The sequence below is a fragment of the Streptomyces klenkii genome (genome assembly GCF_003626645.1).
In the GTDB taxonomy this organism is placed as follows: domain Bacteria; phylum Actinomycetota; class Actinomycetes; order Streptomycetales; family Streptomycetaceae; genus Streptomyces; species Streptomyces klenkii.
Window position 1 is genome coordinate 77,812 of record NZ_RBAM01000003.1, and the last position, 22,345, is coordinate 100,156.

Below are 22,345 nucleotides of genomic sequence, written 5' to 3' on the forward strand. Positions count from 1 at the left end.
CCCGGCCGCGCGCACGCCGGAACCCTGGTCCCATGACCCGTACGACGACGCCCCTCCGGGACGACCACGCCACCAAGCGCCGCGCCCTCCGCGCGGTGGCCATCGCCGCCTGCCTGCCCTACCTCGGCCTCAAGGCCGCCTGGCTGTCGGGAAGTCACCTCGGCATTCCGGAGGGCAGCGTCCTGCTGGATGCCGACCCGTGGCTGGCCGTGGCGAACGCCGTGACCGTACTGATGGACGCCGCCGTAGTGGTTCTCGCCCTGCTGCTGACGCGCCCGTGGGGCAGGCGCGTACCGGCGTGGCTGCTGCTCCTGCCGATGTGGGGCGCGGTGGGGCTGCTGACGCCCATCATGTACGGGTTTCCGGCGCAGTTGCTGGTCCGGGCGCTGGGCGGGAGCAACCCCACGGCCAGCGCCGGCGGCGGCGGGGAGCGGCCGTTCCTGGACGCGTGGGTGTTCGGGGTGGTGTACACGGGCTTCATCGTCCAGGGGCTGGCCCTGGGCGCCCTGTTCGTGCTGTACGCCCGCGACCGCTGGGGGCACCTGTGGCAGGGCGGCGTCGGTGAGCTGACGGATGCCGCCCCGGGCCGCGGGCAGCGTGCCGCGCTGACCGCGGCGGCGGCGCTGGCCGTCGTGCCCGGCGCGGTGCACCTGCTGTGGGCGTGCGGCCGGTCGGCGGGCCTGTCGCCGCAGATCGCCCGGGGGTACGGCGCCGACTCCGCGACCGTGGAGTCGGGCTACGTGCTCTACGCCGCCGCGACGGTCGCGGGCATCGCCCTGCTGCTCTCCGGCGCGAACAGGGGCAGCCGCCTGCCCCTGCGCGTGCCGCTGCTCCTCGCGGGCGTCGGCTCTGCCGCCTCGGCCGCGTGGGGCGGCTGGCAGTTGCTCGCGATGCTGACGTCGCTGGCCGCCGACGGCCGGGGGCCGACGGCGGCGATGGCGCTCACCTACGCTGTGCAGGTGATCACCGGCCTGCTGGTCCTCGGCGCGGGCGCGCGCTTCTTCGCCGTGCGCTCGGCGGCGCGTACGCCTGCGGCGCTTCCGTTCCCGGTTCCGGTCTCGGTTCCGCTTCCGGTTCCGGTTCCGGGGCGCACCGGCGCGGAGGCGTTCACCCCGTGACAGCCCTTCTCCGGCGCGGCGCCCGCGCGTTGCTGGGCCGCCGCGCCCGCCTCCGGTGGGTGCACCTCCTGCTCGGCGGCGCGCTGCTGATGCCGTACTACCTGCTGGCGGGCACCCTGTTGTCGGTCTTCATCAGCAGCAAGAACGTCTTGTTTCCCGACACCCTGGGACGGCAGCTCGCCGTGTTCGCGCTGGCGCTGGTGCCCGCCGCCGTGACGGCGCTGGTGCCACTGGTGCGGACCCTGGAGTCCGCGGCGGCCCGGGCCCTGTGCGGGCTGCCCGAGGAGGCGCTCGCGACGGGCCCGGCCGAGTCGTGGGCCGCACGCGGCCGGGCCGCCCTGTGGTACACGCTGCACCTGCTGGCCGGCGGCATCATGAGCGGCATGTCGCTGGCCATGCCCCCGTTCGCGCTGGTGCTGATCGCCCTGCCGGTCACCGGCGCGCCCGGCGGCGCGGACGCCCCCTACGGGCTGGGCGGCCTGTTGCTGCCGGGGCAGTTGCTGATGCCGTTCGCCGGGCTGGCGTTGCTCGCCCTGCTCGCCGCGCTGTCCGCGGGCGCGGGGGCGCTGCTCGCGCGCTGCGCGCCCGCCCTGCTCGGGCCGACGGCCGCCGACCGGCTGGCCGCCGCCGAGCAGCACGCCATGCGGCTGGCCCTGCGCAACCGGCTGGCGCGCGAACTGCACGACTCGGTGGGGCACGCCCTCAGCGCGGTGACGCTCCAGGCGAGCGCCGCGCGCAAGGTGCTCGACGCCGACCCGGAGTTCGCCCGGCAGGCGCTCGCCGCGATCGAGGAGACCACGCGCGAGGCGGTCGGCGAACTGGACACCGTCCTGGGGCTGCTGCGCGAGGACGGCGCCGCCTCCGCCGCGCCCGCCCCGACCCTCGCCGGCCTGGACGGGCTGCTGGAGCGCGCCCGGGCGGCGGGCGGCACGGTCGTCCTCACCGCGCCGCCGGCCCTGGAGCGCGTACCGCCGGTCGTCTCCCGCGAGGCGTACCGGATCGTGCAGGAGGGGCTCACCAACGCCCTGCGGCACGCGGGCCGGGTGCCCGTCCTGCTGCGGATCACTGTGGACGACGAGGCCGTGGAGGTCGCTGTGGAAAATCCGGTCACTCCCGGCAAGGGACACGCACACCGCCGCACCGGAGGCGGCCGCGGTCTGACGGGCATAGCCGAGCGCGCCCGGCTGCTGCGCGGCAGCAGCAGTGCGGGCGAGCGGGACGGCGTGTGGCGGCTCGCCGTCCGCCTGCCGCTGGGCGGGAGTGCGGGCCGGTGACGGCGGCCGCGCCCCTGCGGATTGTGCTCGCCGACGACGAGCGCATGGTGCGGACGGCCCTGCGCGCCATCCTCGGCGCGGAGGAGGACCTGGAAGTCGTCGGCGAGGCCTCGACCGGCGCGGAGGCCGTCTCCGTCGTCCGCGAGCTGCGGCCGGACGTCGTGCTGATGGACGTACGGATGCCCGGCGTCGACGGGATCCGCGCCACGGAGCAGTTGCTGGACGGCGGGATGGAGAAGCCGCCGCGGGTCATCGTCGTGACCACGTTCGAGAACGACAGTTACGTGTACGACGCGCTGCGCGCCGGGGCGAGCGGCTTCCTCCTCAAGCGGTCGGACGCGGACGAGCTCGTCCAGGCCGTCCGGCTGGTGGCCCGCAGCGACTCGCTTCTCTTCCCCGCCGCCGTGCGCGCCCTCGCCGCGGAGCACGCGGAGGCGCGCCGGGCGCGGGCGGCCGCGGGGCGGCTGCGCGCGCAGCTGTCGGAACGGGAGGCGGAGGTGCTGCGGCTGATGGCCCGGGGCCTGTCGAACGCGGAGATCGCCGCGGAGCTCTTCCTCGGCGCGGCGACGGTGAAGACGCACGTCGCGGGCGCCCTGTCCAAACTGGGCGTCCGCAACCGCACGCAGGCGGTCATAGCCGCCTACGAATGCGGCTTCGTCTCCCCCCGCTGAAAGCCGCACCCGACGGCACGGGCAGGGGCCCGGCACCACCGGGCCCCCCGAACCCGCGTCAGCGGGTTGCGGCCTCGTGGAGGGTCTTCGCCAGGCGGGTCACCTGGGCGTCGTTCTCCTCGCGGAAGGCGAACCGGCGGCGGTTGAAGCCGAAGGCCAGGCCCGTGGACGGGTCCGCGAAGGCCTGGGAGCCGGCGGCGCCGCCGTGGCCGAAGGCGCGGGCGCCGAGGAACGGGAACTTGCCCGCGGACATGTTCCCGAAGCCGAGCCCGAACGCCCCGAACGCACCCGCGACGAGATCGTGCCCCGAGGAGTGGATCTGCGCGAACTCGGCGGCCGTGGCGGGCGTCAGCAGCGCCTCCTTGCCGTCGAGGCCGCTGATCGCGGCCGCGTACATCCCGGCGAGCCCGCGCGCGGACGCCGTGCCGCCGACGGACGCGGGGCCGCCCGCACGGATGACGCGGTGGTTCGGCAGCTCCTCCAGGACGGTGGGCACGGCGTGGTGGAGGTTGAAGGCGACGCCGGTCAGGCTGTGCGGCCCGGGGGCGTTCTCCGTCAGGGCGCGCTTCTGGGCGGGCGTCGGGTCCATGGGCTGGGTGGTGAGGAAGCGGTGCTCGTGCTCCTCGGGCAGGACCATGTAGAAGTCGAGGCCGTACGGGGCGCGGATGCGCTCCTCGTAGAGCTCCTGCACGCTCCGCCCGGTGGCGCGCCGTACGACCTCGCCGGTCAGGGCGCCTATGACGTAGGCGTGGTAGCCGAAGGCGGTGCCGGGGCGCCAGTAGGGACGCTGGGCGGCCAGCTTCCGGGCGATGGCGCGGTCGTCGGCGAGCTCTTCCAAGGTGAAGCCGTCCTCGGCGCCGATGACGCCGGCCCGATGGGCGAGGAGGTCGCGCAGGGTGACGTGTTCCTTGCCGGCGGCGGCGAACTCGGGCCAGTAGTGGCGCACCTCGCGGTCGAGGTCCAGGACGCCTTCCTGGACGAGCAGGGCGACGACGAGGTGGGCCGCGCCCTTGGTGGAGGAGAACACGCCGGTGAGCGAGTCGCCTTCGATGCCGGGCCCGCCCCACAGGTCGACGACCTGCTCGCCGTGGACGTAGGCGGCGAGCTGGGCGGAGTGCCCGGCGCGCTCCTCGGCGAGGGTGGCCTCGAACGCCTCGCGCACGCCCTCGTACCCCTTGGCGACGGTTCCCTGGACGGCGCTTGCGTGCACGGCTGTCGGGGTCGGCATGGGTGCTCCTTGTGGTTCAGTGATGGTGGTTCAGTGATGCGAGTGCAGCTTCCGGTGGAGGAAGTCGAACGGGTTCGCGGATATTTCGTGACCATCGTCATCTCGCCCCCGGAATAATCGGATTGGAAAGTTCCTCTTCCCGTTCCGCTCTTCTCTCCGCTTCCGTTCCGCTTCCCGTTCCGCCCTTCAGGAGGCCCCGCCCATGACCCCGTCCCGCACCGTCCTCCTCACCGGCGCGGCCGGCCGCATCGGCACCCACCTGCGCACCCTGCTCCCCGCCCACGGCCACCGGCTGCGCCTCCTGGACGTCCGGCCGGTGCCGGGCGAACCGGAGGCGATCACCGCGGACCTCGCCGACCCGGGCGCCGGAGGCGACGCGCTGCGCAAGGCCCTCGACGGCGCGGACGCGGTCGTCCACCTGGCGGGCATCCCCCTGGAGGCGCCGTTCGCGGACATCCTGCGCGCCAACATCGAGGGCACGTACCGGCTTTACGAGGCCGTCCGGGAGGCGGGCGTACGGCGCGTGGTGCTCGCCTCCAGCAACCACGCCGTCGGCTTCACGCCCCTGCCGCCCGCCGAGGACGGCCGTCCGCTGCCCGTGGAGACACCGCACCGCCCCGACACCCTCTACGGCCTCTCCAAGTGCTTCGGCGAGGACCTCGCCTCCCTCTACCGGGACCGGCACGGCATCGAGACCGTCTCGCTGCGCATCGGCGCGTGCTTCCCGGAGCCGACGTCCGTGCGCATGCTGTCGGTCTGGCTGAGCCCCGGCGACTGCGCGCGGCTCGTGCACGCCGCGCTCACGGCCGAGGGCGTCGGCCACACCGTCGCCTACGGCAGCTCCGCCAACACCCGGGCGTGGTGGGACCTGTCCTCGGCCCGCGCGCTCGGCTACGAGCCCCGGGACGACTCGGAGGCGTACGCGGCCGCCCTGCTCGCCGGAGAGCGGCGCTCTCCGCGGGAGGACCACGAGCTCGGCCGCACCTTCGTCGGCGGCGAGTTCTGCGGCGCCGAGCCGCCGCGCTGGCACCCCGACTGACCTGCGACGACAGCTAAGGAACGGCCGACTCCGTAAAGGAAGCGCATCGACCCCGCATCAGGTGTTCGGTAATGGAACCGCAAAGAGCGGCCACTCGTTACCCGGGGCATGACCGCTATGACACCCGGCTCGAACATCCCTCTCTCCGTCGCCCGCGTGACGGTGGACGTCGCCGCCCCGGTGCGGCTCGACGTATCGGGCCTGCTGCTCACCGCCGACGGCAAGGTGCGCTCCGACGACGACTTCGTCTTCTACAACCAGCCCTCCGGGCCGGGCGTGGCCCACCGCGCCGCGTCCGGCGGCGCGCCCGACGCCATCACGGTGGACACCGCCGGTGTCCCCGCCGACATCGACAAGATCGTGGTGACCGCGAGCCCGGACGCCCAGGGCCAGACGTTCGCGGGCATCGAGCCCACCGCCACCGTGCGCAACGCGGACGACGGCTCCGTCCTGGCCACATTCACGCCGCCCCGGCTGGGCTCCGAGACCGCGCTCGTCGTCGTGGAGGTCTACCGGCGGGCCGGCGCCTGGAAGGTGCGTGCAGTCGGCCAGGGGTACGCGAACGGCCTGGCGGGGATCGCCACCGACTTCGGCGTGAGCGTGGAGGAGCCCGCGGCGCCCGCCCCGGCTCCCGCAGCCGCGCCCGCCGCCCCGGCCCCCGTGCAGCCGCCCGTCGCCGCCCCGCCGATGCCCGCGGCCGCACCGCCCGTGCCCGCCGCGCCCCCGGCGCCGCCCGCCCCGGCCCCCGGCACCGGGAAGATCAACCTGGACAAGGGCCGGGTCAGCCTCCAGAAGAACCAGACGGTGTCGCTGGTCAAGGGCGGCCGGCCGCTGACGGAGTCGGTGAAGATGGGCCTGGGCTGGGAGCCCGCCTGGGGCGGCCGGGCCATCGACCTGGACGCCTCCGTCATCGCCTACGGCCCCGACCGCAACATGATCGACGCCTGCTACTTCGGCAAGCTCCAGATCCTCAACGGCGCCGTCCAGCACTCCGGCGACAACCTCACCGGCGAGGGCTCCGGCGACGACGAGACGATCACGGTCCACATGGGCGGGCTGCCGCCGGAGGTGACCGGCCTGGTCTTCACCGTCAGCTCCTTCAACGGCCAGAAGTTCAGCGAGGTCGCCAAGGCCTACTGCCGCCTCCTCGACGCCCGCACCGGCGAGGAGCTGGTGCGCTTCGACCTCACCGGAGCCGAGCCCAAGACGGGCGTGCTCATGGCGAAGTTCGTCCGGCAGTACTCGGGCGAGTGGGAGATGACCGCCCTCGGCGAGTTCGTGAAGTCCCGCACCGTCCGCGACCTCGTCAAGCCGGCGGCGCAGGCGCTGTGAGCACCGGGGTTCCCGCCGCCGGCAGGCCCGCGATCCGGGCCAGCCGGCGGTAGGAGTCCAGCAGGGCCTCGCGGTCGTACGAGGAGGTGGTGACCAGCACCTCGTCGGCACCGCTGCGCTCCACCAGCGCGCCGAGCGCGGCGGCCACCTCGTCCTCCGTGCCGTGGAGGTGCCCGCGCAGGCCCTCCTCGTACAGGCGGCGCTCGCGCTCGGTCATCGCCCGCGCCTCGGTCTCCGCCGCGGGCTCCAGGGGCGGGAAGACGCCGTGCGTACGGGAATGGGCCAGCGCCCACGCCTCGGGGACGAGCAGCCGGCGGGCCTCCTCGCGGGTGCCGGCGACGGCCACGTTGCCCGCCACCACGACGTACGGGCGCTGCCACCACGACGACGGCCGGAACGCCCGCCGGTAGCGTCCGACGGCGGCGAGCATCCGCTCCTCGCCGCTCAGGCCGCCGATCACCAGGGCCGCGCCCGCGGCGGCCGCCACGTCCGCGCCCGCCTCGTTGGCCAGGACGAACGCGGGGATCCGCAGGCCCTCGGCCGGCCGGGCGTGCACCTCGGAGTGCGTCCGCGGGCCGTCCGTGAACCAGCCCTCCAGCTCGGCGAGCTGCCCGCCGAAGTCCCCCATGGCCTCCTTCTCCGTGCCCAGGGCCCGGCGGATGCCGTCCGTGAAGCCGACGGAGCGGCCCAGGCCCATGTCGATGCGGCCCGGGAAGAGGGACTCCAGCACCCCGAACTGCTCGGCCACCACCAGGGTGCGGTGGTTGGGCAGCATCACGCCGCCCGTGCCCACCCTGATCCGCGAGGTCGCGGCGGCGACCGCCGCGGCGAGCACGGTCGGGGCCGAGCCCGCCACGCCGGGCACGCCGTGGTGCTCCGAGACCCAGAAGCGGTGGTAGCCGAGCGCCTCGGCCCGCTGCGCGAACCGCACGGTGTCGCGCAGTGCCTCGGCCTGGGGGCGGCCCAGGCGGGTGCGGGAGCGGTCGAGTACGGAGAGCCGGATCGTCACCTCTCCTTCAACAAGGGCGACCGGCCATGATTCCCGGACGCTACTGGCGGCGCCAGGGGCCGGTGATCGCCAGCATGATGCCGGGCTCCTGGATGTTGGCGAAGAGCGTCCTGCCGTCCGGCGAGAAGGTGACGCCGGTGAACTCGCTGTACGAGGGCTTCTCCGCGCTGCCGCCCGCCGCGCCGGCGGCTGATGTCAACGCGAGGTCGTTGCGGGCGATGGGGTACGTGCGGCCGTCGTCCAGGGCGCCGAAGAGGTGCTGCACGCCCTCGCCGTCCTCGGCGATGACCAGGCCGCCGTGCGGGGAGACCGTGATGTTGTCCGGGCCGTCGAAGGCGCCGTCCCGCTCCGGGTCCTTGTTGACGCCGAAGCGGACCTTCAGCGTGAGGGTCCGGCGCCGGGGGTCGTAGAACCACACCTGGCCGTCGTGCTGCACGGGGCTCTCCTCGCGGGCGAACGACGACACGACGTACGCGCCGCCGTCCGCCCACCACATGCCCTCCAGCTTGCGGGCCCGGGTGACCTCGCCGCCCTTGAACTGCTTGCGGACGGAGACGGACGCGGCGTCGCGGTCGGGCACGTCCACCCAGTCGACGCCGTACACCGTGCCGGGGCGGGTGGCGCGGGAGAGGTCGTCGACGAACCGGCCGCCGGAGTCGAAGCACTTGAAGGCCTGGAGCCGGCCCGCGCCGGCGGCGAGGGTGCGCAGCCGGCCGCGGCCGTGCCGGAAGCCGGCCGGCGGGGTCCAGCGGTAGAGCAGGCCGTTGGGGCCAGCGGCGTCCTCGGTGAGGTAGAGGTGGCCGCGGGCCGGGTCGACGACGACGGCCTCGTGGGCGTACCGGCCGAGGGCCTTGACGGGCTCGGGGGCGCGGCCCGCACGGCGGTCGTGCGGGTCGACCTCGAAGACGTAGCCGTGCGTCTTCGTCATGCCGTTCTGCCCGGCCTTGTCCTCGGTCTCCTCGCAGGTCAGCCAGGTGCCCCAGGGGGTGGCGCCGCCGGCGCAGTTGGTGGACGTGCCGGCGATGCCGACCCACTCCGTGACGTGCGCGCCGTCGTGCGAGACCTCGACGACGGTGCAGCCGCCGGACGCGGCGGGGTCGTAGACGAGGCCCTGCGCGAGCGGCACGGGGTACTTCCAGCCGGCCCGGGGGCCCTTGAGCTCGTGGTTGTTGACGAGCAGGGTCGTGCCGCGGGGGCCCTCGAAGGCGGCGGTGCCGTCGTGGTGGGAGGGGGTGGGCTCGCCCGACTCCAGCTTGGTGACACCGGCCCGGGTGATGACGCGGTACGAGAAGCCGGCCGGCAGGGCGAGGAGGCCCTTGGGGTCCCGTACGAGGGGGCCGTAGCCCGGCGGGCGGGCCGGGCGGGGGCGGGCGCCGCGCTGCTCCGGCACGGTGCCGGCGAGCGCGCCGGGGGCGGTGGCGAGGACGCCCACGCTGCCGGTGAGCGCCACCCCGGCGCCGGCGACGGCGGATCGCTTCGCGAAGTCTCTTCGGCTGAGGGTCATCTGCACTCCCGGGTCCGCTGGCTCACGCGCCTACGGTCCCGTTCCCCACGGAATACGGTATGAACACCGCACAAAGCGCGAGGGAAGGGCGCGGGGCGCGCGATCCGCGCGGGGCTCGCCCGCCGTGTCACCGCCGCGGACCGGCAGTGCCGAACCCGGCCCCGGCCGGCCCGGCGCCACCCCGGCCCCCCGCAGGGGTAAACGGTGAAAGGGCGGGACCGGGGCAGTTCCCTCCGCCGCGGCGGCGAGCAACCACCGCGGACGCATCCGGCGGTGCCGGACCCGGCTCAGGCCGGCCGGGCACCGCCGGAATCCACCGCCGTGGCCGATCGCCGTCGCGGCGGAGAAATCCCCGGCGCCCCGGACCGAGAAGGGCCGGGCCACCGGGAAGGTCAGCCGCGGGAGCGGGCCTTGAACGCCGCCTTGCGGGCCTCCTTGGCCACCTTCTTGTCCGGGTGGAGGCGGCCCATCGCCTCCAGGACGTCCGCCGTGGCCGGGTGGTCCACCCGCCACGCAGCGTCGAAGAACCCGCTGTGCTGCCCGACGAGGCCCTCCACCAGCCCGCGCAGCTCGTCCGTGTCGCCGGACGCCGCCAGCTGGGCGGCGATCGTGTCGATGGTCAGCCAGAAGACCATCTCCTCGCCCGGCTCGGGCACGTCCGCCGCGCCGTGCTCGGCGAGCCACACGCGGGCGAGGCCGCCGAGCTCGCGGTCGTCGAGGACCTCGCGCACGGCGGGCTCGGCGCCGGCGCCGAGGAGGGAGAGCGTCTGCTGGCAGGCGAGGCGGCGGGACGGCGCGTCCAGGTCGTCGCCGCGCCCGGCGGCGAGCAGCTCCGCGGCGGCCTCCGCGGGCGTGCGGCGGGCGAGCCACAGCTCGGCCTCCGCACGCGCGGCCGTCTCCGGGTGACCGGGCAGCGCGGCCAGGAGCGCGTCCGCGCCCTTGTCGGCGAGGTCGCCGACGACGGGGGCGTCGACGCCCGCCTCCTGCATCCGGTCCCGGACGGCGAGGACGCCGAGCGGGGTGAGGGAGACCATGCCGTAGCGGCTGACGTCCTCCTCCTCGGGGCTGTCGGAGGTGACGCCGTCGACGGACTCGCGGATGCGGCCCTCGCCGTCGACCTCCTCGATGAGCGACTCGTCGACGGGCCGGTACGCGATGATGCCGGTGGGCGCGAGCAGCCGGAACTGGTCGTCCAGGCGCATCATCGCGTCGGAGACCTCTTCGAGGATGTCGTCCGTGGGCTCGTCCATGTCGTCCGGCACGATCATGGACGCGGCGAGCGCCGGCAGCGGCACGGGCCGCTCGGCGTCGCTCTGCTCCAGCGCGGTGAGCAGGTAGAGGTTGCCCAGGACGCCGTCGAGGAAGTCGGCCTCGCCCTCGGGGTCCCAGTCGAGGGAGTCGAGGTCGAGGTCCTCGCCCTCGGCGATCCGGTCGGCGATGTCGCCGAGGTCGGGCGCGGCGGCGTCGGCGAGGACGCTCTCGAAGCCGGCGAGCCACAGCTCGAGGATGTCGGAGGGGCTGCCGGAGGCGAGCGTGGCGAGCTCCTCGCCGGCGACGGCGGTGCCCCGGGGCTCGTCCTCGTCGGGCTCCACCCCTTCGCCGTCCCCGGTCTCCTCGGCCTCCTCGAAGTCCACCAGGCCCGTGTCGAGCGCGTGCTGCCACGCGTCCATGGCGTACGCGTCGCCGTCCTCGTCGCCCGCGAGCCCGAGGAGCTCCGTCGCCTCGCGCAGCTGCGGCGCGAGCAGCTCGCCGCCGACCCCGACCGGGATGCCCTCCTCGCCGGCCCAGCGCGCGAGCTTCGCGGCGCGGGCGAGCAGCGGCGCGGACAGCGCGTCACGCGCGAGCTCCGCGTCGGAGGGGAGCCGCACCGGCGGCATGGTCGGACGGTCTCCGGACATCAGGGGAGTCTCTCCTCGTCGTGACATGCGCCGCGGCACGTGCGGTGACGTGCGGCGACACGCGTGGTGACATGCGGTGTGGCATGCGGCGCCGCAGACCGGGCGCGGTTCCCAAGCGTAGACGGGATTTCCGTCCTGCCGCCCGGTTCGCCGAACCGCCGCCGGACATATGGCTGACGGTTACCCGCGGAACCTTGACAACTTCCCCGGGCCCGCAAGACATTGACGCGCGTAGAGATCGTCAGGATCGCGTCAACGACGATTCCTCCACGTCATACCCCCCTCGCAATCCCTACCGGAGGCCACCGTGCCCACTCCCCCGTCCGCCCGCCGCGCCGCCCTGCGCAGACCCGCGGCCCTCGGCTCCCTCCTCGCCACCGCGCTCGCGGCCGGGCTGCTCGCCGCCCCGGAGGCGGCGAGCGCCGAGGGCCTGCGCATCCACGACATCCAGGGCACGACCCGCATCTCCCCGCTCGCCGGCCGGCAGGTCGCGGACGTGCCGGGCGTCGTCACCGGCGTCCGCGCCTTCGGCTCGGCCCGCGGCTTCTGGATGCAGGACACGCACCCGGACCGCAACGAGGCCACGAGCGAAGGCATCTTCGTCTTCACCGGCTCCACCTCCCCGGCCGTGGCCGTGGGCGACGCCGTGACCGTCTCCGGCACCGTCACCGAGTACTACCCGGGCGGCGAGGCCGCCGGCCTCCAGTCGGTCACGGAGCTCACCAAGGCCACGTGGCGGGTCGCCTCCTCCGGCAACGCCCTGCCGGCCCCCGTCCGGCTCAGCCCGTCGCAGATCCCGGACCGCTACGCGCCCGACGCGCACGGCGGCTCGATCGAGAAGCTGGCGCTGCGCCCGGGCACGTACGCCCTGGACCGCTACGAGTCGCTGGAGGGCATGCGCGTCTCCGTGCAGAACGCCCCTGTCGTCGGCGCGACCAGCCCGCACAACGAGCTGTGGGTCACCGCCGAGCCCCGCCGCAACCGCACGGGCCGCGGCGGCGCGCTCTACGGCGCGTACCGCGACCCGAACGCCGGCCGCGTCAAGGTCACCTCGCTGATCCCGTTCGCCCAGCGCCCCTTCCCCGTCGCCAACGTCGGCGACGAGCTGTCCGGCACCACCGCCGGCCCGCTGGACTACGACAACTTCGGCGGCTACACCCTCCAGGCCACCGAGCTCGGCAAGCTCACCGACCGGGGCCTGAAGCGCGAGACCACGCGCAAGCAGCGCGGCGACGAGCTGGCGGTCGCCACGTACAACGTCGAGAACCTCTCCCCCAAGACGTCGCAGGCGAAGTTCGACCGGCTGGCGTCCGCGCTGGTCACCAACCTCGCCTCGCCCGACATCGTCGCCCTGGAGGAGGTCCAGGACGACAACGGCGTCACCGACAACGGCGTGGTGGACGCGGGGCAGACGCTGAAGAAGCTCACGGACGCCATCAAGGCGGCGGGCGGCCCGGCCTACGAGTGGCGGCAGATCAACCCCGTCAACGACCAGGACGGCGGCCAGCCGGGCGGCAACATCCGTACCGCGTTCCTCTTCAACCCCGCCCGGGTGTCCTTCACGGACAAGCCCGGCGGCGACTCCACCACCGCGGTGAAGGCCGTCCGCGAGGGCGGCAAGGCCGCGCTGTCCGCCTCCCCGGGCCGGGTCGAGCCCGGCGACGCCGCGTGGGCGAACAGCCGCAAGCCGCTCGCGGGCCAGTTCACCTTCCGTGGTCAGCGGGTCTTCGTCGTCGCGAACCACTTCAACTCCAAGGGCGGCGACCAGGGCGTCGACAGCCGCTTCCAGCCGCCGGCCCGCTCCTCGGAGGTGCAGCGCACCCAGCAGGCCAAGATCGTGAACGCGTTCGTCAAGCAGCTGCTGGCGGCCGACCGGAACGCGAACGTCATCGTCGCGGGCGACCTGAACGACTACCAGTTCTCGCCCGCGCTGAAGGCCCTCACGGCGGGCAAGGTGCTCACCGACCAGGTCGCCCGGCTGCCGCGCGCCCAGCGCTACGGCTACGTCTACCAGGGCAACTCCCAGGTGCTCGACCATATCCTGACCAGCTCTCACGTACGCCGGGTGGACTACGACATCGTCCACGTCAACGCGGAGTTCGCCGACCAGGCGAGCGACCACGACCCGCAGGTGCTGCGCTGGAAGCCGTGAGCGACACCCCACGAGCGCTAAGCAATGCTTAGCGGTCACCAGGAGAACAATTAAATAGACCTGTACGGTCGGAGGGGCCGAGAATCGTGTCCATGACGATCACGACTCCCGCCAGCCCCTTCGGCCGTACCGTCTGCGCGATGGTCACCCCCTTCACCCCGGAAGGAGAGCTCGACCTCGACGGGGCGCAGGCCCTCGCCGACCGCCTCGTCGGGGAGGGCCGCTGCGACGGGCTCGTCCTCAGCGGCACCACCGGCGAATCGCCGACGACCAGCGACGCGGAGAAGAGCGCGCTCATCCGCGCCGTGGCGGAGGCCGTCGGCGACCGGGCGCGGATCACGGCGGGCGTCGGCACGGCCAGCACCCGGCACACCGCCGAGCTGGCACGGGCCGCCGAGGCGGCGGGGGCGCACGGAGTCCTGGTGGTGACCCCGTACTACAGCCGGCCGCCTCAGGAGGACATCGCCGAGCACTTCCTGACCGTGGCCGACGCGAGCGGGCTGCCGGTGATGCTCTACGACATCCCCGGCCGCACCGGAACCCGCATCGAGCCCGCCACCATGCTGCGGCTCGCGGAGCACCCGCGCATCGCGGGCGTCAAGGACTGCGCCTACGACCTGCTGGGCAGCGCGAAGGTCATCGCCGCGACGGGCCTGGCCTACTACTCGGGCTCCGAGGAGCTGAACCTTCCACTGCGCTCGGTGGGAGCCGTCGGATACATCAGCACGGTCGCGAACGTCGCGGGCGGGGCGCTGGCGTCGGTGCTCGACGCGTACGACCGCGGCGACACCGCGGAGGCGGCCCGGCTGCACGCGCGGGTGCTGCCCCTGGTGGAGCTGATGATGGCGTCGGGCCTGCCGGGCACAGTGACGGCGAAGGCGCTGCTGAGCGCTCTCGGCCTGTCCGCCGGTCCGGTACGGGCGCCGCTGCGGGCGGCGGCCCCGGAGCGCACGGAGGCGCTGCTCCAGGCGTACAAGGCGCTCTGACGCCCCCGCCGACGCAGGAGCGGCCGCACCCCTCGCCCAGGGTGCGGCCGCTCCGCTGCGTCGCCGTGCTCAGCCCTGCTTAGTTGTGGCTGTGCAGGATCTCGTTCAGGCCGCCCCAGGAGCTCTTGTACGGGCGGGCCTCGACCGCGCCCGTGGTGGAGTTGCGGCGGAAGAGGATGTTGTCGGCGCCCGACAGGGTCAGCGCCTTGACGACCTCGCCGTCCGGCAGGGTGACGCGGGTGCCCGCGGTCACGTAGAGGCCGGCCTCGACCACGCACTCGTCGCCGAGGGCGATGCCGATGCCCGACTCGGCGCCGAGCAGGCAGCGCTCGCCGATGGAGATGATCTGCTTGCCGCCGCCGGAGAGCGTGCCCATGGTGGAGGCGCCGCCGCCGATGTCGGTGCCGTCGCCGACCACGACGCCCGCGCTGATGCGGCCCTCGACCATGGAGGTGCCCAGCGTGCCGGCGTTGAAGTTGACGAAGCCCTCGTGCATGACGGTGGTGCCCGCGCCGATGTACGCGCCGAGGCGGACCCGGTCGGCGTCGGCGATGCGGACGCCGGACGGGGCGACGTAGTCCGTCATCCGGGGGAACTTGTCGATGCTCGTCACCTGGAGGTGCAGGCCCTCGGCACGGGCGTTCAGGCGCACCGTCTCGACCTGGTCGACGGCGACGGGGCCGAGGGAGGTCCAGGCGACGTTGGCGAGCAGGCCGAAGATGCCGTCCAGGTTCTGGCCGTGCGGCTTCACCAGGCGGTGCGAGAGCAGGTGCAGGCGCAGGTAGGCGTCGTGGGCGTCGAGCGGCTTGTCGTCCAGCGAGGCGATGACCGTACGGACGGCCACGACCTCGACGCCGCGGCGCGGGTCCGGGCCGACGGCCTTGAGGGCGTTCTCGCCGAGCAGCTCGGCGGCGCGCTCGGCGGTCAGCCGCTCGGTGCCGGCCGGGCCGGCTTCCCCGGTGAGCTCCGGGGCGGGGAACCAGGTGTCGAGGACGGTCCCGTCCTGGGTGATCGTGGCGAGGCCGGCGGCGACGGCGCCGGTGGTACGGGGGGCAACAGCATCGGTCATGCTCGAAAACCTAACCGGCCGGAGCCTCTCAAGGCGAACCGGTCGCCGCGGCGGGGCGCCCGCGCCCCGGCACCCGGCCGCCCGTGCCCCCGCCCGGCGCCGGCGGCTAGCCCACGAGCGAGCGCTTGGGGCTCAGCACGCAGAACTCGTTGCCCTCGGGGTCGACGAGGACGCGCCAGGTGACGTCCGGGCTCTGCCCGACGTCGGCCGGGCGGGCGCCGAGCGCGGTGATGCGGGCGACCTCGGCGTCGAGGTCGTCGGGGTTGAGGTCGATGTGCAGCCGGTTCTTGAGGGTCTTGCCCTCCTCCACCGGGACGAATGTGATGCCGGGAGTCGCGGACTCGTCAACGCCGATGACGATTTCCGCGTCATCCTCGTAGAGCACCTTCCAGTCGAGGACCCCGCACCAGAACTGTGCCTGTGCGCGGAGATCGTGTGCGTCGATGACGACGGTGTAGAGCGAAGAAGCCATGATCACAGTCTGTCCGAGCGGCTCCGAGGAGTCCCGACGATGCATCAGATGTCTGCCGAATCACAGCCCCACCTGCGCACCTTCATGGGCTGGCCGCCGGCCGGCTCCGTCTGGGGCCGGTACACCGGCGCCGTGCGGAGGGATGTCGCGGCCATCGCCCGGGTGATCGCGGAGTACGAGCCGGTGGCGCTGCTCGCCGGGCCGGAGGACGCGGCGGCGGCGCGGAAGGCGTGCGGCGGGGGCGTGGAGGTCGTGGAGGTGCCCGTCGACGACCTGTGGCTGCGGGACTCCGGGCCCGTCTTCGTGACCGGCCCGGACGGCCCCGCCGGGATCGACTTCGGCTTCAACGGCTGGGGCGGCAAGCAGGCCCACCCGAGGGACGCTTTTGTGGCCCGCCGGGTGCTGGAGGCCTTCGGCGTGCCGCGCGTCGCGGCGCCGCTCGTCGCGGAGGGCGGTTCGCTGGAGACCGACGGCGAGGGCACGCTGCTGGTCACCGAGAGCTCGCTGGTGAACGACAACCGCAACCCGGGCCGCACCCGCGACGAGATCGAACGCGCGCTCGCGGACCTGCTCGGCGTCAGCAAGGTGATCTGGCTGGAAGGCGTCCGCGGCGAGGACATCACCGACTGCCACGTCGACGCCCTGGCCCGCTTCGCCGCCCCCGGCACCGTCCTGCTCAGCAGCCCGCCGCCGGGGGCGAAGCCGGACGTCTGGACGCGCGTGTACGAGCAGGCGCGCGCCACCCTGGCGGCGGCCACCGACGCCCGCGGCCGGTCCCTGGAGATCGTGGAGCTGCCCGAGCCGGACCCGGCCGCCCTCGGCCGGCGCGGCGAGGACTTCCTCGGCTGCTACGCCAACTACTACGTGGCGAACGGCGCCGTGATCGTCCCCCGCTTCGGCGACCGCCGCGCCGACGAACGCGCCGCCTCGCTCCTGGCCGGCCTCCACCCGGGGCACGCCGTCCGCACGGTCGAGATCCACGACCTGGCCGAGGGCGGCGGCGGCATCCACTGCGCCACACAGCAGCAGCCCGCCGCCTGACTCAAAGCCTCTGCTCTGTCAGTGCCTTCGGGCAACATCGGCTCATGCATTCAGAGAACACTGCGCATCCGGCGGGCGCTCGGGAGGAACTGGCCCGTGCCATCCGAGCCGCCATGGACGAGGTCACGCGTGAGGGCGCCAGACGTCCCACCCAGGCACAGATCGCCAAGGCCACGGAAGGCAGGAGCCGGCATCGTGTGAGCAGGACGGCCATCAGCGCGTGGCGGAAGGGCGAGAGGGTTCCCGAATCGTGGGCAGCCCTGTCTTCTTTCCTGAGCGCTCTGGAGGAGGCTGCTTCGCTTCCACGGGGCCGGCTCGACGCCCCCAAGTGGGTAAGGCTCTATGAACGAGCCCGCGCCGAACAGGTTCCCGAGCCCGGGCCACAGGCCGTGACGTTCCGGGTTCGCGATGCCGACCCGCTGGAGCTGAAGGTGCACCGCGCCCGCACGGTCGAGGGCGGCGATGCAGTGCCCGCGTACATCCCCAGAGACGTTGACCCTGCGGTCCGTCAAGCCATGTCCCACGCCGGACAGCGCGGTGGAGTGATCCTGCTGGTGGGGGACTCCACAGCCGGCAAGACACGATGCGCCTACGAGGCGATGACCGCTGTCCTTCCCGATCATCTCCTCGTCGTACCGCGCCACGTAACCGAGGTGCCGGAGGCGGTCGCCGCTGTGACCCGATCGGCCAGGGCCGGGGAGCGCTGCGTTCTCTGGCTCAACGACATGGAGCGCTACCTCGGCCCCGAAGGCATGGATCTCCATGGCATCCGGGCACTGCGCACCGCCAAGGCCACCGTGCTCGGAACCATGCGCACCCGCATGCATCAGCAATTCACGGATGATGAATTGGTACGACTCGCGGAGGAATTCCAGGTCGAGCGCCTGTGGTCGAGCTGCGAACTCGACCGAGCGCACGAAGAACTGCGTTCGAACCGCGATCCGAGACTGCGCCTGGCACTCGACCAGGCCACCGACTTCGGCGTCGCAGAGACCCTGGCCACCGGCCCGCAGCTGTGGCAGCGTCTCTGTAGCGCCTCGGTGGTCAACGGCAACCCTCGGGGCGCCGCCCTGGTGTGGGCCGCCATCGACCTGGCCCTGGCAGGCCTGACGGACCCACTCCCGGCCGAACTGCTCGAGGAACTGCACGAGGACTACCTCCCTGGCCGCAACAAGCAGTTGATCGGCCCTGAACCACTGGATGAGGCGCTGGCATGGGCCACGACCCCTCCTGACGCCGTAACGCGGCTGCTGATCCCCGACGGCGCCGGACTGCGGGCCTTCGACTACCTGCTGGACGCCCACCTCCGGGCCAAGGGAGCTTCGCCCGAGTTCATCCCGGAGAGGGTCTGGGAGACCGCTCTCCGCGTGGGTACCGAAAGGCGGCAGCGCTTCGACATCGCCCTGGCCGCCCACGCCAATGAGCGCATCGACATCAGTCGCCGCGCGCTCCGACCGCTCGCCGACGCGGGAGATGTGGACGGGCTGCGTGGGCTTGGCGTCCTGTGTGAACGTGAAGACCGTACTGAAGCCGCTCGGTGGCTTCAGCTTGCTTGTGACGCCGGAGACGTGCTCTCGCTGCGTCTCATGGGCAACCTTCACTTCCGTCGGCAGGACCGCAAGGCCGCCGCCGAGTGGTACCGCAAGGCTGCCGAGGCCGGGGACGAAGTGTCCCAGTCGTACTACCACGGCGAACCCAGCCCTGTTCCTGCCCGCCCTACGCAAGCGCCCAGCGCCCCCTTGCCCACGCACGAGGAGGACGAGGAAGGTGAGTGGGAGGACGAGGACTACGGGCCCACTCCACGCACGCTGTGCCTACTCGGGGCTGCCTTCGAAATTCTGGCGGACATGGCATATGACGAGCTGGAAGAAATCGGCGACACCCGCGTTGACCTCCGCGACAACTACGCCTGCCCCTTCAGCGACATGCCTGTGCTGACCTGGGGACAGAAGGCCGGGTGGCGCCGACAGATGGCGCGGTGCTTCGACGACCTGGCGAACGACATCGAAGCCGGTAATTGGCCTCTCCCTACGTGCACGGGGGAGGAAATGGCCATGCACCTCGCACTCGAACATGCTTCGGCCATGGTCAGGGACGAACCGGACTTCGTCGCGGCGCTGGTGAAGAGCCTCCCAGAGGATTCCCAGGACTACGACTGGGACCTGTGCATGACCTTGTTCCTGGAAGACACTGATGTCCTCTTCCTCTACGAGCCGTGGTCGCAGGGCATCGAAGATCCGGACAGCTTGCTCAACCAGCACTTGGGGATCGCCAACCTGCAAGCGGACCGCTGGTTCGAGCCCTTCCGTGAGGACAAGACGCGCGACCCGGGCCGGGGCTTCCGCCGTTGATCACGTGTCCCGCCGGGAATTCCCGTCCGCGCCGCCTGACCTGCGGCAACAGTGCCCGGAATTAGGGAGGCCATGGCGGAAGAGAGCTGGCTCGGCTTGTGTATCGCCCAAGCGATCGGATCCTGAACCGGCCCCGCAACCAAAGGCAGTCGCACTCATGTCCTTCAGTCACGAACTTCTGGTCCTGGCTCTTCTCCCGACCGTCGTGGTCGTCAGCCTCCTCATCGGCCACCTGACAACGTTGCGCGGCCTGCGCGGCGATCAGCGCGTGGCCGTCTTCCGCATCCTTGCGGACGTGCTCGACAAGCGCCGCCGATGACACAGCGAGGCCCCCGGCAAGTTGCCGGGGGCCTCGAAGCAGCCAGGTGTCAGACGTTGAAGCCGAGGGCGCGGAGCTGCTCGCGGCCCTCGTCGGTGATCTTGTCCGGGCCCCACGGCGGCATCCAGACCCAGTTGATCCGGAGCTCGTTGACGATGCCCTCCGTGCAGGACTTCGCCTGGTCCTCGATGACGTCGGTCAGCGGGCAGGCCGCGGACGTCAGGGTCATGTCGAGGGTGGCGATGTTGGCGTCGTCGATGTGGATGCCGTAGATCAGGCCGAGGTTGACGACGTCGATGCCCAGCTCGGGGTCGACCACGTCGTAGAGGGCCTCGCGGACCTCCTCCTCGGTGGCCGGCTTGGTGGTCATCCCTGCGTTGTCGCTCATGCGGTCTTCCTCTCAGCGCCATCGCCCACTGCCTGGGCGGTCGCGTCCTTCCACGCCATCCAGCTCAGCAGAGCACACTTCACGCGCGCCGGGTACTTGGAGACGCCGGCGAACGCGACCGCGTCCTCCAGCACCTCCTCCATCGAGTCGTCCGGCTCGATGCGGCCCTTGGACTGCATCAGCTCCAGGAAGGTCTCCTGGATCTTCCGGGCCTGCTCCAGCTCCTTGCCGACCAGCAGCTCGTTGAGCACGGAGGCGCTGGCCTGGCTGATGGAGCAGCCCTGGCCCTCGTACGAGACGTCCTCGATGGTGTCGCCGGACATGCGCACCCGCAGCGTGATCTCGTCGCCGCAGGTGGGGTTGACGTGGTGCACCTCGGCGTCGCCGTCCCGCAAGCCCCGCCCGTGCGGGTGCTTGTAGTGGTCCAGGATGACGTCCTGGTACATCGAATCAAGCTTCACAAGTACCCCGCTCTACCCGAAGAAGTTCCGGACGTGCTCCAGACCCGCGACCAGGGCGTCGACCTCGCCGGGGGTGGAGTACAGATAGAACGACGCTCGCGTGGTCGCGGGAATTCCGTACCGGAGGCAGACGGGCCGCGCGCAGTGGTGGCCGACGCGGACGGCGATGCCCTGCTCGTCGAGGACCTGGCCCACGTCGTGCGGGTGGATGTCGCCGAGCGTGAAGGAGATCGTGGCGCCGCGGTCCTCGGCCGTGGTGGGGCCGATGATGCGCAGGTCCGGGACTTCCTGGAGGCGCGTGACCGCGTACTGCGTGATCGCGTGCTCGTGCCGGGCGATGTTCTCCATGCCGATCGCGGAGAGGTAGTCCACCGCGGCGCCGAGGCCGACGGCCTGGGCGATCGGGGGCGTACCGGCCTCGAACTTGTGCGGCGCGGGCGCGTAGGTCGAGGAGTGCATCGAGACGGTCTCGATCATCTCGCCGCCGCCGAGGAACGGCGGGAGGTCCTCCAGCAGCTCCTGGCGGCCCCACAGGACGCCGATGCCCGTCGGGCCGCACATCTTGTGGCCGGTGAAGGCCACGAAGTCGGCCTGGAGGGCCTGGACGTCCAGCACCATGTGCGGGGCGGCCTGGGAGGCGTCGATGACGACGAGCGCACCGACCTCCTGGGCGCGCCGGACGATGGTCTCGACGGGGTTGATCGTGCCCATGATGTTGGAGACCAGCACGAACGAGACGACCTTGGTCTTCTCGGTGATGATCTCGTCGATGTTGGACAGGTCGAGCCGGCCGTCGTCGGTGAGGCCGAACCACTTCAGCTTCGCGCCGGTGCGCTGCGAGAGCAGCTGCCACGGGACGATGTTGGAGTGGTGCTCCATCTCCGTGATGACGATCTCGGTGTCGTGGTCGACCCGGTAGGGCTCGTCGGCCCAGCCGAGCATGTTGGCCACGAGGTTGAGCGACTCGGAGGCGTTCTTGGTGAAGATGACCTCGTCGCGGCTGGGCGCGTTGATGAAGGCGGCGACCTTGTCGCGCGCGCCCTCGTACAGCGCCGTGGCCTCCTCGGCGATCGTGTAGACGCCGCGGTGGACGTTGGCGTTGTGCCGCTCGTAGTACTCGTTGAGTGCGTCGAGCACCTGGCGCGGCTTCTGGGAAGTGGCCGCGGAGTCCAGGTAGACGATCTTCTTACCGTCGTGGACCGTGCGGTCCAGGATGGGGAAGTCCTTGCGAATCGCCTCGGTGTCGAGGAGGCCCGGCAGTATGGTCACGCGGTTACGCCGCCCTTCGTCTGGTAGGCCTCGTAGCCCTCGGACTCCAGCTTGTCGGCGAGCTCGGCGCCGCCGGACTCGACGATGCGGCCGCCGGAGAAGACGTGGACGAAGTCAGGCTTGATGTAGCGCAGGATGCGCGTGTAGTGCGTGATCAGCAGGGTGCCGACCTCACCGGTCTCGCGGACGCGGTTGACGCCCTCGGAGACCTGGCGCAGCGCGTCGACGTCGAGGCCGGAGTCGGTCTCGTCGAGGATCGCGATCTTCGGCTTGAGGAGCTCCAGCTGGAGGATCTCGTGGCGCTTCTTCTCACCGCCGGAGAAGCCCTCGTTGACGTTGCGCTCGGCAAAGGCGGGGTCCATGTTGAGGCGCTCCATGGCCCCCTTGACCTCCTTCACCCAGGTGCGCAGCTTGGGGGCCTCGCCGCGGATGGCGGTGGCGGAGGTGCGCAGGAAGTTGGAGACGGAGACGCCGGGCACCTCGACGGGGTACTGCATGGCGAGGAAGACGCCGGCGCGGGCGCGCTCGTCGACGGACATCTCCAGGACGTCCTCGCCGTCGAGGGTGACGGTGCCGCCGGTGATCGTGTACTTGGGGTGACCCGCCAGGGAGTACGCCAGGGTCGACTTGCCGGAGCCGTTGGGGCCCATGATGGCGTGGGTCTCGCCCTGCTTCACAGTCAGGTCGACGCCCTTGAGGATCTCGCGCGGGCCGTTCTCGGCTTCGACGGAGACGTGCAGGTCGTGGATCTCAAGCGTTGCCAT

20 protein-coding genes are annotated in these 22,345 nt (G+C 72.5%); 10 read left to right on the forward strand and 10 right to left on the reverse strand.

Going from position 1 to position 22,345, the window contains the following annotated elements:
- The first annotated feature begins 32 nt into the window (after positions 1-32).
- The 3 genes from D7231_RS07105 to D7231_RS07115 are packed head-to-tail and all read left to right on the forward strand — an operon-like array spanning position 33 to position 3,063.
- A complete protein-coding gene (locus D7231_RS07105; protein WP_241999603.1) occupies positions 33-1,118 on the forward strand; it encodes a hypothetical protein in 1,086 nt (361 codons plus the stop codon).
- Positions 1,115-2,392, forward strand: a complete 1,278-nt coding sequence (locus D7231_RS07110; RefSeq protein WP_241999604.1) for a sensor histidine kinase — start codon at positions 1,115-1,117, stop codon at positions 2,390-2,392. Before D7231_RS07105 ends, D7231_RS07110 begins: the two co-directional genes overlap by 4 nt.
- A complete protein-coding gene (locus tag D7231_RS07115; protein ID WP_120754099.1) occupies positions 2,389-3,063 on the forward strand; it encodes a response regulator transcription factor in 675 nt (224 codons plus the stop codon). Before D7231_RS07110 ends, D7231_RS07115 begins: the two co-directional genes overlap by 4 nt.
- A 58-nt stretch (positions 3,064-3,121) precedes the next feature.
- Here the strand turns inward: D7231_RS07115 and D7231_RS07120 are convergent, their stop codons facing one another.
- On the reverse strand, positions 3,122-4,291 hold the full coding sequence (locus D7231_RS07120) for a serine hydrolase domain-containing protein (RefSeq protein WP_120754100.1): 1,170 nt from the start codon (positions 4,289-4,291) through the stop codon (positions 3,122-3,124).
- Between the two features lie 202 nt (positions 4,292-4,493).
- On the opposite strand from D7231_RS07120, the gene D7231_RS07125 reads away from it, so the two are divergent.
- Together D7231_RS07125 and D7231_RS07130 are read left to right on the forward strand one after the other, a co-directional pair.
- A complete protein-coding gene (locus D7231_RS07125; protein ID WP_120754101.1) occupies positions 4,494-5,330 on the forward strand; it encodes an NAD-dependent epimerase/dehydratase family protein in 837 nt (278 codons plus the stop codon).
- A 117-nt stretch (positions 5,331-5,447) separates the two neighbouring features.
- Entirely contained in the window at positions 5,448-6,662 is a 1,215-nt protein-coding gene (locus D7231_RS07130; protein WP_194960993.1) for a TerD family protein, read from the forward strand.
- Here D7231_RS07130 and D7231_RS07135 read toward each other — a convergent pair.
- From D7231_RS07135 to D7231_RS07145, 3 genes are all read right to left on the reverse strand, one after another.
- Complete coding sequence (locus tag D7231_RS07135; RefSeq protein ID WP_120754103.1) at positions 6,637-7,671, reverse strand: MsnO8 family LLM class oxidoreductase; 1,035 nt, start codon at positions 7,669-7,671, stop codon at positions 6,637-6,639. The genes D7231_RS07130 and D7231_RS07135 overlap by 26 nt on opposite strands.
- 40 nt (positions 7,672-7,711) lie before the next feature.
- Positions 7,712-9,175, reverse strand: coding sequence for an alkaline phosphatase PhoX (locus D7231_RS07140; RefSeq protein ID WP_120754104.1), 1,464 nt, complete (start codon positions 9,173-9,175; stop codon positions 7,712-7,714).
- A 392-nt stretch (positions 9,176-9,567) separates the two neighbouring features.
- Positions 9,568-11,073, reverse strand: coding sequence for a hypothetical protein (locus tag D7231_RS07145; RefSeq protein ID WP_120754105.1), 1,506 nt, complete (start codon positions 11,071-11,073; stop codon positions 9,568-9,570).
- 307 nt (positions 11,074-11,380) lie between these two features.
- On the opposite strand from D7231_RS07145, the gene D7231_RS07150 reads away from it, so the two are divergent.
- Positions 11,381-13,225 (forward strand): endonuclease/exonuclease/phosphatase family protein, encoded by a 1,845-nt coding sequence (locus D7231_RS07150; RefSeq protein WP_120754106.1) that lies wholly within the window; start codon positions 11,381-11,383, stop codon positions 13,223-13,225.
- Between the two features lie 92 nt (positions 13,226-13,317).
- Complete coding sequence (gene dapA, locus D7231_RS07155; RefSeq protein WP_120754107.1) at positions 13,318-14,211, forward strand: 4-hydroxy-tetrahydrodipicolinate synthase; 894 nt, start codon at positions 13,318-13,320, stop codon at positions 14,209-14,211.
- 79 nt (positions 14,212-14,290) lie between these two features.
- Here dapA and dapD read toward each other — a convergent pair whose 3' ends face one another.
- Positions 14,291-15,280 (reverse strand): 2,3,4,5-tetrahydropyridine-2,6-dicarboxylate N-succinyltransferase, encoded by a 990-nt coding sequence (gene dapD / locus D7231_RS07160; protein ID WP_120754108.1) that lies wholly within the window; start codon positions 15,278-15,280, stop codon positions 14,291-14,293.
- A gap of 106 nt (positions 15,281-15,386) precedes the next feature.
- Positions 15,387-15,752, reverse strand: coding sequence for a VOC family protein (locus D7231_RS07165; RefSeq protein WP_120754581.1), 366 nt, complete (start codon positions 15,750-15,752; stop codon positions 15,387-15,389).
- Between the two features lie 48 nt (positions 15,753-15,800).
- Here D7231_RS07165 and D7231_RS07170 point away from each other — a divergent pair, with 48 nt between their 5' ends.
- The 3 genes from D7231_RS07170 to D7231_RS36440 all read left to right on the forward strand — a co-directional run bounded on the left by D7231_RS07170 (position 15,801) and on the right by D7231_RS36440 (position 19,463).
- Complete coding sequence (locus D7231_RS07170) at positions 15,801-16,793, forward strand: agmatine deiminase family protein (protein WP_241999605.1); 993 nt, start codon at positions 15,801-15,803, stop codon at positions 16,791-16,793.
- Between the two features lie 113 nt (positions 16,794-16,906).
- Positions 16,907-19,144 carry an SEL1-like repeat protein gene (locus D7231_RS07175; protein ID WP_120754110.1) on the forward strand — a complete coding sequence of 746 codons (2,238 nt, stop codon included), beginning with the start codon at positions 16,907-16,909 and terminating at the stop codon, positions 19,142-19,144.
- Positions 19,145-19,301: 157 nt separating this feature from the next.
- The gene (locus D7231_RS36440; RefSeq protein ID WP_158673725.1) at positions 19,302-19,463 is read left to right on the forward strand and encodes a hypothetical protein; all 162 of its coding nucleotides are present in this window, start codon (positions 19,302-19,304) and stop codon (positions 19,461-19,463) included.
- Positions 19,464-19,512: 49 nt separating this feature from the next.
- Here the strand turns inward: D7231_RS36440 and D7231_RS07180 are convergent, their stop codons facing one another.
- From D7231_RS07180 to sufC, 4 genes are read right to left on the reverse strand one after another with little or no spacing between them, the layout of a single operon-like run.
- Positions 19,513-19,851, reverse strand: a complete 339-nt coding sequence (locus tag D7231_RS07180) for a metal-sulfur cluster assembly factor (RefSeq protein ID WP_120754111.1) — start codon at positions 19,849-19,851, stop codon at positions 19,513-19,515.
- Positions 19,848-20,312 carry a Fe-S cluster assembly sulfur transfer protein SufU gene (gene sufU, locus D7231_RS07185; RefSeq protein ID WP_120754112.1) on the reverse strand — a complete coding sequence of 155 codons (465 nt, stop codon included), beginning with the start codon at positions 20,310-20,312 and terminating at the stop codon, positions 19,848-19,850. The genes D7231_RS07180 and sufU overlap by 4 nt, the downstream gene beginning before the upstream one ends.
- Before the next feature lie 12 nt (positions 20,313-20,324).
- Positions 20,325-21,581: a cysteine desulfurase gene (locus D7231_RS07190; protein WP_120754113.1), complete on the reverse strand. Its 1,257-nt coding sequence runs from the start codon at positions 21,579-21,581 to the stop codon at positions 20,325-20,327.
- Entirely contained in the window at positions 21,578-22,345 is a 768-nt protein-coding gene (sufC, locus tag D7231_RS07195) for a Fe-S cluster assembly ATPase SufC (RefSeq protein ID WP_030366627.1), read from the reverse strand. Before sufC ends, D7231_RS07190 begins: the two co-directional genes overlap by 4 nt.

Bases quoted from the DNA above. Each gene is read 5' to 3' on its own strand.
- D7231_RS07105 (WP_241999603.1), top strand. From the start codon at position 33: ATGACCCGTACGACGACGCCCCTCCGGGACGACCACGCCACCAAGCGC.
- D7231_RS07120 (WP_120754100.1), bottom strand. From the start codon at position 4,291: ATGCCGACCCCGACAGCCGTGCACGCAAGCGCCGTCCAGGGAACCGTC.
- D7231_RS07125 (WP_120754101.1), top strand. From the start codon at position 4,494: ATGACCCCGTCCCGCACCGTCCTCCTCACCGGCGCGGCCGGCCGCATC.
- D7231_RS07130 (WP_194960993.1), top strand. From the start codon at position 5,448: ATGACACCCGGCTCGAACATCCCTCTCTCCGTCGCCCGCGTGACGGTG.
- D7231_RS07140 (WP_120754104.1), bottom strand. From the start codon at position 9,175: ATGACCCTCAGCCGAAGAGACTTCGCGAAGCGATCCGCCGTCGCCGGC.
- D7231_RS07145 (WP_120754105.1), bottom strand. From the start codon at position 11,073: ATGTCCGGAGACCGTCCGACCATGCCGCCGGTGCGGCTCCCCTCCGAC.
- dapA (WP_120754107.1), top strand. From the start codon at position 13,318: ATGACGATCACGACTCCCGCCAGCCCCTTCGGCCGTACCGTCTGCGCG.
- dapD (WP_120754108.1), bottom strand. From the start codon at position 15,280: ATGACCGATGCTGTTGCCCCCCGTACCACCGGCGCCGTCGCCGCCGGC.
- D7231_RS07165 (WP_120754581.1), bottom strand. From the start codon at position 15,752: ATGGCTTCTTCGCTCTACACCGTCGTCATCGACGCACACGATCTCCGC.
- D7231_RS07170 (WP_241999605.1), top strand. From the start codon at position 15,801: ATGTCTGCCGAATCACAGCCCCACCTGCGCACCTTCATGGGCTGGCCG.
- D7231_RS07175 (WP_120754110.1), top strand. From the start codon at position 16,907: ATGGACGAGGTCACGCGTGAGGGCGCCAGACGTCCCACCCAGGCACAG.
- D7231_RS36440 (WP_158673725.1), top strand. From the start codon at position 19,302: ATGTCCTTCAGTCACGAACTTCTGGTCCTGGCTCTTCTCCCGACCGTC.
- D7231_RS07180 (WP_120754111.1), bottom strand. From the start codon at position 19,851: ATGAGCGACAACGCAGGGATGACCACCAAGCCGGCCACCGAGGAGGAG.
- sufC (WP_030366627.1), bottom strand. From the start codon at position 22,345: ATGGCAACGCTTGAGATCCACGACCTGCACGTCTCCGTCGAAGCCGAG.